This window comes from Metabacillus niabensis (assembly GCF_020524345.1).
Taxonomy (GTDB): Bacteria; Bacillota; Bacilli; order Bacillales; family Bacillaceae; genus Metabacillus; species Metabacillus niabensis_B.
In genome coordinates this window covers 92,084-100,316 of record NZ_JAIVLH010000022.1, presented here as the reverse complement: position 1 = coordinate 100,316, position 8,233 = coordinate 92,084, and the positions used below count along the sequence as shown (strand labels likewise).

General features: G+C 36.1%; 7 protein-coding genes and 1 tRNA gene. 3 read left to right on the top strand and 5 right to left on the bottom strand.

Features of this window, described 5'->3' with window-relative positions; genetic code table 11:
• Positions 1 to 7 precede the first annotated feature (7 nt).
• From LC095_RS27310 to LC095_RS21195, 3 genes are all read left to right on the top strand, one after another.
• Complete coding sequence (locus LC095_RS27310) at positions 8 to 100, top strand: IS3 family transposase (RefSeq protein WP_226529800.1); 93 nt, start codon at positions 8 to 10, stop codon at positions 98 to 100.
• A gap of 454 nt (positions 101 to 554) precedes the next feature.
• Positions 555 to 627: transfer RNA gene (locus LC095_RS21200), tRNA-Ala, on the top strand.
• Positions 628 to 890: 263 nt separating this feature from the next.
• Positions 891 to 1,091 (top strand): cold-shock protein, encoded by a 201-nt coding sequence (locus LC095_RS21195; RefSeq protein ID WP_026562009.1) that lies wholly within the window; start codon positions 891 to 893, stop codon positions 1,089 to 1,091.
• A gap of 325 nt (positions 1,092 to 1,416) precedes the next feature.
• Here the strand turns inward: LC095_RS21195 and LC095_RS21190 are convergent, their stop codons facing one another.
• The 5 genes from LC095_RS21190 to LC095_RS21165 form a co-directional block, all read right to left on the bottom strand.
• On the bottom strand, positions 1,417 to 2,658 hold the full coding sequence (locus LC095_RS21190; RefSeq protein WP_226530062.1) for a dicarboxylate/amino acid:cation symporter: 1,242 nt from the start codon (positions 2,656 to 2,658) through the stop codon (positions 1,417 to 1,419).
• 154 nt (positions 2,659 to 2,812) lie between these two features.
• Positions 2,813 to 4,117: an ABC transporter substrate-binding protein gene (locus tag LC095_RS21185; protein WP_226530061.1), complete on the bottom strand. Its 1,305-nt coding sequence runs from the start codon at positions 4,115 to 4,117 to the stop codon at positions 2,813 to 2,815.
• 180 nt (positions 4,118 to 4,297) lie between these two features.
• Positions 4,298 to 5,587, bottom strand: a complete 1,290-nt coding sequence (locus tag LC095_RS21180; protein WP_226530060.1) for a Gfo/Idh/MocA family protein — start codon at positions 5,585 to 5,587, stop codon at positions 4,298 to 4,300.
• 283 nt (positions 5,588 to 5,870) lie between these two features.
• Positions 5,871 to 7,337: an Msr family ABC-F type ribosomal protection protein gene (locus LC095_RS21175; RefSeq protein ID WP_226530059.1), complete on the bottom strand. Its 1,467-nt coding sequence runs from the start codon at positions 7,335 to 7,337 to the stop codon at positions 5,871 to 5,873.
• A 462-nt stretch (positions 7,338 to 7,799) separates the two neighbouring features.
• On the bottom strand, positions 7,800 to 8,225 hold the full coding sequence (locus LC095_RS21165) for a 2-oxoglutarate dehydrogenase E1 (RefSeq protein ID WP_226530058.1): 426 nt from the start codon (positions 8,223 to 8,225) through the stop codon (positions 7,800 to 7,802).
• Between the last annotated feature and the right edge of the window lie 8 nt (positions 8,226 to 8,233).

Sequence of the window (8,233 nt, the reverse complement as noted above, 5' to 3'; positions counted from 1 at the left end):
TACCTATATCCATTGGTTTAATAACAAAAGAATTCATGGAACACTAGGCTATCTAAGCCCAATAGAATTCAAACTTGAACACCTTAAAAAAGTTGTCTAGTTTACTGTTGACTATCCAATGAACTTTCTACTTGGCGTGAAGTCTGGATAACCACATTAAATGAAGTTATAGAAGAAAAAGAGCAGAATTTAAAACTAATTAAAGAAAAGTATCCTAACTTAATATCATTGGACTCTAATAAATTTAGAAGACGTGGTTCGTTAAATAACAACTTTTATGTAAATGTAGATTTTAGTTCAAGAGACATATATAGATTATGCCAAAAGATTCTTGAGCTTGTAGATATACCAAAAGAAGATTGGTCAGTCGAAGTTCACATTAATTAAATTTATCTAATCAGAAGGAATACTAAATACTAAGTATTCCTTTTTTAAAAACTTATATTGACTTCATTTATAGACCACATTACAATAAATAGTGTGACAATTTCATGTAAGATGGTCAATATCATTTTATTACAAGGCGTGTACAATACTGCTATATTCATTTTTACGGGGCATTAGCTCAGCTGGGAGAGCGCTACGCTGGCAGCGTAGAGGTCAGGGGTTCGAGCCCCCTATGCTCCACCTAATACTGGATTTCAAGCCATTCTTAAACAATTAGGAATGGCTTTTGTTATGCTAGGAAATGATAGGAGAAAAAAACTCACTGAGTGAAGTGGGCTTTATACCTATTTGCTTTTCCAAATATTATCTGTTATGATGAAGTAGAATTATTTTTGTTCGGTCTGTAAGGAAAAGAAGAAGTATTTAAACTTTTCGCCTTTGATATCTAATTGAACAACTATAGTAATAAATTGTGGAATGGATCCACACAGGAGGCAACAATTATGCAACAAGGTACAGTAAAATGGTTTAACGCAGATAAAGGTTTCGGTTTCATCGAAGTTGAAGGTGGAGATGATGTATTCGTACATTTCTCAGCTATCCAAGGCGAAGGATTTAAATCTTTAGAAGAAGGCCAAAAAGTGACATTTGACACTGAGCAAGGTCAACGCGGTCTTCAAGCAACTAACGTTAATAAAGCGTAATTACTGAGGGCTCCATTATGGAGTCCTTTTTTATTTGCATAAAAAGTAAAAAACCCCATTCATTACTGAATGGGGTGAGGACAAAACAATGTAAAAAGGTATTAAATGGTTAGCTCAAGCATAACACACTACATGTAGAATACCTAATACTATTAAAAAATAATTAACTTTTACCTTAATCTAGATAATCATGCATCCTGATATTTGATGATATATGAAGATCTATGTTGGTAATCATAAATCGCATTAGTCGAAACTTAATGATAAAAAAACATGCCTTATCACATCACTTATCAATGAAAAAGAAGAAGGTCAACACCACCTTCTACATACTTTGATTCATTTCTTCTTTCATCCCCATATGCTTCTTCTCAGTCTCAGACACAACCAAAGCACATGCCGCATCCCCAGTAATATTAACTGCCGTACGAGCCATATCTAACAAACGGTCAATACCTAATATTAACCCAATACCAGCAACAGGTAATCCTACAGAACTAAATACCATCGCTAATAAAATTAACCCTACACCAGGGACTCCAGCTGTACCGATACTTGCCAGCACAGCCGTTAATACAACCGTTACTAACTCAATCATTGTTAAATTCACACCATAAACTTGTGCAATAAAAATGGTTGCTACTCCTTGCATAATGGCTGTTCCATCCATGTTTATCGTAGCTCCAAGTGGTTGAACAAAGCTGCTTATTGACTTAGGAATGTTCAACTCTTTTTGTGCTGTGTCCATTGAGACTGGTAATGTTGCGTTACTACTGGAAGTACTAAAGGCAACACTCATGGCAGGAGAAAACGTTTTAAAGAATGTGAATGGATTATATTTTGCTAAGAAGAAAACAGCTGAACCATATGTGACGATGGAATGGATAAGAAGGGCTAAAACGACGACAATCATGTATAATCCCATTGCTTTAATGGCTGCTAGACCTTGACTTCCTACAGCTGTTGCAATTAAACCAAATGTTCCGTATGGCGCAAACTTCATAACAATATTCACCAAATACATCATGAGATTATTTCCCTGCTCCACTACTGTAAGCAAAGCTTCTGCTTTCTTCCCTAGCATAGCTATACCAAATCCAACAAAGATGGAAAACGCTATAATTTGGAGCATATTGCCTTCAGCAAAGGCTTGAATTGGATTAGATGGGATGATGTTCAGTAATGTTTCTCCAGTTGATGGTGCTTTTTCTGCTTCGAATGTAACTCCTTCTGTATTAAAATTACCTACATGACCAGGTTGAATGATCGTGGCAAGGAATAAACCAATCATGATCGCAATGGCTGTTGTCTCTAAAAAGAAAGATATCGTTTTAAAGCCAATTCTTCCAAGCTTTTTAGGATCACCTAAACCTGCTACACCCAGTGTAATGGAAAAAAAGACAATAGGTACAACGAGCATATTAATTAAATTTAAAAATATTTGTCCTAGCGGAGTAAATAAATAGGTATCAAGGACTTTAAAAACATCCGGAGATACTATGTTCAATATAAGACCTACAATGGCACCTGCTATTAAACCTATAATTATTTTAGTTGCCAGCCTCAAGCTAACCACCTCACTTTCTAAAATTTATGTTTTATTTCCCTAATTTATCATGATAAAAACCTATTTTAAAGATTATATTCCTCCTGCAAATTTGTATAAAACACGACATGAAAAATAGCTGATCAATCATGATCAGCTATCCGTATAATAATAGTTATTTCCCTTGTGCCAATATACTCTCCGCCTGTTGCCTGAATTGTTTTGCGGCTTCCTCCGGCTTTAGAACCCCATATGCTATTTGATCAGCTGTGTTTTTTAATAGATTTATTACTTCTGCTGCTTTGGTTGGATCGGGTCCATTATATGGGGAACTATGTTCTCCAGCCCAAGCTACATAGTTGAATACTTGCTTTTGTGCAGGTGATAATAATGGCAATAATGCTTCCTGAACTTTTGGAGATCCAGGAACACCTCTGTCACCAAGCATTAATGTATTTGCTTCAATATCGTTCGTTAAGAAATTAATAAATTTTGCCGCTTCTTCTTTATTTTTAGAGCTATTGGCAACAGACCAAAATAAGCCTGGTTTAAGGAACAGTCCTTGATCAGCATTTGGTCCTGGCAAGCCAACCATTTCAAGTGGACGGTTTGCTGCTTCCTGAATACCGATAAACTGGTTGGACCATTGGATAAGGCCGATCGATTGTTGCTTTACAACAGGATCATCTTCCAGTCCTTTCACTTGAGCACTTGCATCAGGTGATTGAATGGCTTTTTCTTTTACTAAATCAGCATACATTGAAAAGAAGTCTACAAATAGTTTATCATCCTCATATCCCAATGTTGTGCCATCTTCACTATAAAGTCTCTTTCCATTTGTTCTTAAATAATAATTGTATGAAACATCAGGAGCAGTTCCAGGTCCATTTTCAAAAAACAAACCGGCGTCAGCTGCTTTTTGGGCCATATCTTGATAATCTTCCCAAGTCCAGTCTTCTGAGATTTTGTCTACACCAATTTTCTTAAGTAGTTCAGGGTCATATTGGTAAGCAAGCGCGTTAACTCCACCGTTAAGCCCGTAATAGTGATCACCTATTTTACCTCCATCAAGAAAATCCTGACTGAGATCTGTCGTGTCAATTTCTTTACCAAAGAATGGTTTTAAATCTGCTAACTGATTGTTGTTAGAGTATTGTGTAATATAAGAAAGATCCATTTGGATAATATCTGGAAGCTGGTTTGCAGATGCTTGAGGTGCTAACTTTTTCCAATAATCATCCCAGCTAGCATATTCAGGCTGGATTTTCACGTTTGGATTTTGTTCCTCATATAATTCAATCATTTTTAATGTGTAATCATGCCTTGGTTCAGATCCCCACCAAGCCATGCGTAATGTAATTTCTTCATCTTTACTATCTTTTGAATCTGATCCCTCTTCACTTGTCGTACTGCTCCCACTACAAGCTGCCATAAAGAGCGCCATGAAAATTGCCAAAAACAGCATCAAACCCTTTTTCACCTTGTCATCCCCCTTGTTTGTTTTTAAACGTATAGCTAAATCCGACATTTTATCTCTTCATCACCTCCTCAAAACCACTTTGTGTAACGCTTACATTTTATTAAAAAAGAAAAAACTCCTCTAAGATCACACAGATTTTTATCTTAATCTCTAACCCTTAGGGAGTTTTGCATGATAACATTATGTCATTGATTGATAAGACAATAAATCTTCTACATTTATTGACCGCTTTTGTTTGACTGACTTCCAAACAGCTTCCCCAGTTGTAACGGCATATGCACCATCCTCACTACCTGATAAAATCTTGTAAGGGCGGAATGGGTCAACACCTAAAAAGATATCTTCTTGCATAATTGGGTCTCCTCCACCATGTCCACCTGCACGTTCTACAACATGAATCGTTTCCTTTGAACCAAAAAGAGGATAATAATCAATTACCTGTGCTGGTGTTGGAAATGGCACCCTAGATGGCGCGTGATATTCCATTGTTTCGATTCTGCCTTTTGTTCCATTTATCGCAAGTCTGTATCCTTCATATGGTAAAGAGAAATTAATGGAGTAACTAAGCAAAGCTCCTTGGTCGTATTTCACTGTTGCTGTATACGTATCTTCAATCTCGATTGATGAATCAAAAATGCACTGGTCTGTTCGATAATTTGTGTATGCATTCTTCCGCTTCATATCAGAGCTTATATGATCATCCTGTACACTGGCACTGTTGCTTCTTGTATTCCATCTCATATAATAAGAGCAGTTTGGACTTACATCACAAGTAATACAAAACCGTCCATCTTCCTGCTTTGGATTAAATGGACTTTCTTCCCCATAATAGTTTCTGGTGCCAAAGGAGAAAACTTCTACAGGCTTTTGATCCAGCCACCAATTGACGAGATCAAAGTGGTGTGAGCTTTTGTGAATGGAAAGACCTCCGGAAAGTTCTCTTTGGCGATTCCATCGTTGAAAATAACTTGAACCATGGTAGGTGTCAATGTACCAGTTTAGATCAACAGACGTTATTTTCCCTAGCTTTCCTTCTAATATCATCTCTTTAATTTTCGTATGATATGGATTGTATCTATAATTAAAAGTAACAGTAACGATTCCTTTACTTTTTTCTTCTGCATCCATAATTTTTCGGCAATCTGCTGCTGTTGTTGCCATTGGTTTCTCAGTAATAACATCTAAGTCGTGTTCCAAAGCTTTTACAATATACTCTACATGCGTGTCATCCCTGCTTGCTACGATAATTACATCTGGTCGTGTTTCTGTAATCATTCGTTCAAATCCCCCATTATGAAAGGTTGGGACGTTCGCTGTTTCTGGAACTAAATTTCGACATACATCAAATCGCTTGTCATCAAAATCCAGCATCCCTACCAAGCTACAAGTCTCAGAGAATGTTTTAAATATAGGCTTAATAAACATATCAATAGCCCGATTACTAACACCACACACCGCAAACCTTTTCAAACTAATTCCCCCTTAATATTCATAAAAGCATGATAGTTTTACAACTAATCCTCACACAATAAATGTAACCGCTGTCTTTTTTTAGAAACACTCAGGACTTTTATGATATATTCTTCATTATAAAGGGTTAATAAGGACTGTTTCCTTACACTTATCAGATAAAAATCTATAAAAATCAGATTTTTTTTGCTTTAATTAAGAAATAGAGACTATTTGAGGTTTCAAAAATAAGCACCTACCCCTATTAAAAAATAGGTAGGTGCTTTGAGTCATTCTTTTTCTATTAGCTTTTTTTACACACTAACTTTTGGTCATCGATCTCGTAGATACAATCCGCCACTCGATCAATAAACACATGATCATGTGACACAAGAATAACAGTACCTTCATATGCCTTTAAAAATTTCTCTAATGCTTCGATACAATAAACATCTAAAAAGTTAGTTGGTTCATCTAATACCAGCACATTATATCTTCCTAAAAATAACTGACACAATTCAAGGCGAATGGCTTCCCCACCACTTAAGTTTTGAACATTCTTTTTTAAATCATTTCCTGAAAAATTCATAGAATGTAAGACAGAGCGAATTTTACTTTCTTCGTAGTCACTTCTTTGTTTCATATATTCTAGTACTGTTTCACTTTCACCAAATTGATAGGCCATTTGCTCATACACACCGATTACGGCTTTAGGAGAGATCACCATCCCCGCCCCACGCTTTAAGATATGTTGTAGAAGTGTGGTTTTTCCTGAGCCATTTTTCCCTTTAATCACAATAATTTGACCTAACGAAAATTGGAAGCTGGTTTCATGAAGTAGTGTTTTTCCTCCAGCTTTAATTGTGACCCGTTCACCCATAATTGGATATTTATTGTGCATGCTAAGAGCTGTTGGTTGATGAAAGCGAATTGGTTGTTCACTCTTTGGAGCTTCAACCTTTTTTAATTGTTCAACCCTCTGTTCAATGGCCTTTGCTGCACGCTGAACCGCTTTTTGACCTGTGTCTTTTGACTTTGTCATGAACATTTTATTTGCTTTGGCTTTCGTTTCCTTTTTTGACATATGCCCATTGGCTTGTGTTATTTTATCGGCCTTTTTCATCTTTTCATCGGCAGCCTTTAATAATCTTGTTTTTTCCTTTACATATTTCTCGTGTTGCTCTTGTTGTTGTTTTCGTTCCAATTCTTTTTGTGAAATGTAGTCTGAGTAGTTTCCTGTGTATTCTGTCACATACCCATCTTCAATTTCCCAAATTTTTGTTACAAGTTTATCTAAAACATATCGATCATGACTTACAAGCACAAGTGCTCCATAATAATAAGTCAGTTCGTCGATAAAAAATTGTTTCCCTTCATCATCAAGATGAGTTGTTGGTTCGTCAATTAACAACCCTTCATGATAGGTTGAGAATAGTTGAGCTAATTTTAGCCTTGTTTTCTCGCCACCACTAAAATGCTCAATTTCTGTTTTAGGAATTGATAATTTTCCTTTTAATTCAAAGTCTACGTCTTTTTCAACTGGAATAGATAATTGATCAAAATGCTCGAAGCTTGCATATTGCTTGACATGACCTTTGTCCGGCTTGATTTGACCATTCAACAAATTTAGCAGTGTACTTTTTCCTGCTCCATTCTTTCCAACAATACCGATTCGATCAAACTGATGCACAGCTAACCTTGGGATTTGTAACACCAATCGATCAAAAAATGAAAGTTCTATATTTTCTAATTCAAGACATACTTTTTCCATCTCTTTACTCCCCCACTTTTTCCAAAATAAAAAATCACAGGTAATCTGCCTGTGATTTTAGGGTAAAGGGATGTAGAACTATCCTTATTTAAACGAAAGTTGAATTGAGAGTATCAGCAATAAACCTTCCTTTTTAATGATAAAAGAAGGCTGCTCTTACATAAATAAAGAAAGGCAGAACGATCCGCCTTTCTCACCATTAACACATTTCATAGTATCTATAGGATGAATGATCATCTGATGGTATAAAACACATGTGAAATATGAAATGAAGATTATTAAAAAAGGACAGACTGATCCCGTTTACCCTGTTCACAAAAACAGAGCCTTTGAACGTATTCAATTACTAGTTCAAAGTTGGGAATCGTAGTCTCATCGAATGTGTCATTTTTTAATAATCCTCCTATTTTTTAACGTACAGTGACCATTATAAAACTTCTCCTAAAAAAAGTCAAAATAAAGCTAAAGTTGAATGTCCCACAATCCAAGTCTCCCCTTCGCTACAATAAACTGATCAAGCATTTGCATCCCCGTTACTTCCCACGCATAGCCACCTACTCTATAGTCACCAAGGAAATAGTCGGTCTCATTAACAATTCTTCCATCTTCTAAAACAGCCCATGTTTTATTATCTTCCAATATTTTATAACAGTGTTCCAATTTACACATCGCGATGATCAATCCGCTTGGCAGAGTTTCAGCTGTTAAATCGTGTTTCTGTAGCAATGATTGTACTAAAGGGTCAAGACAGGCTTTTTTATCTATTTTTTTGCTAGTATGGATTGCAAGAGGACCTCTGTAATTCGTTTTCCAAGTTCTCGTTTCGTATTGAGCTTCACAAAGGGCAAAAAGACTTGCCCATGGCTGGATCATGGATAAGACTTTCATAAAAAATA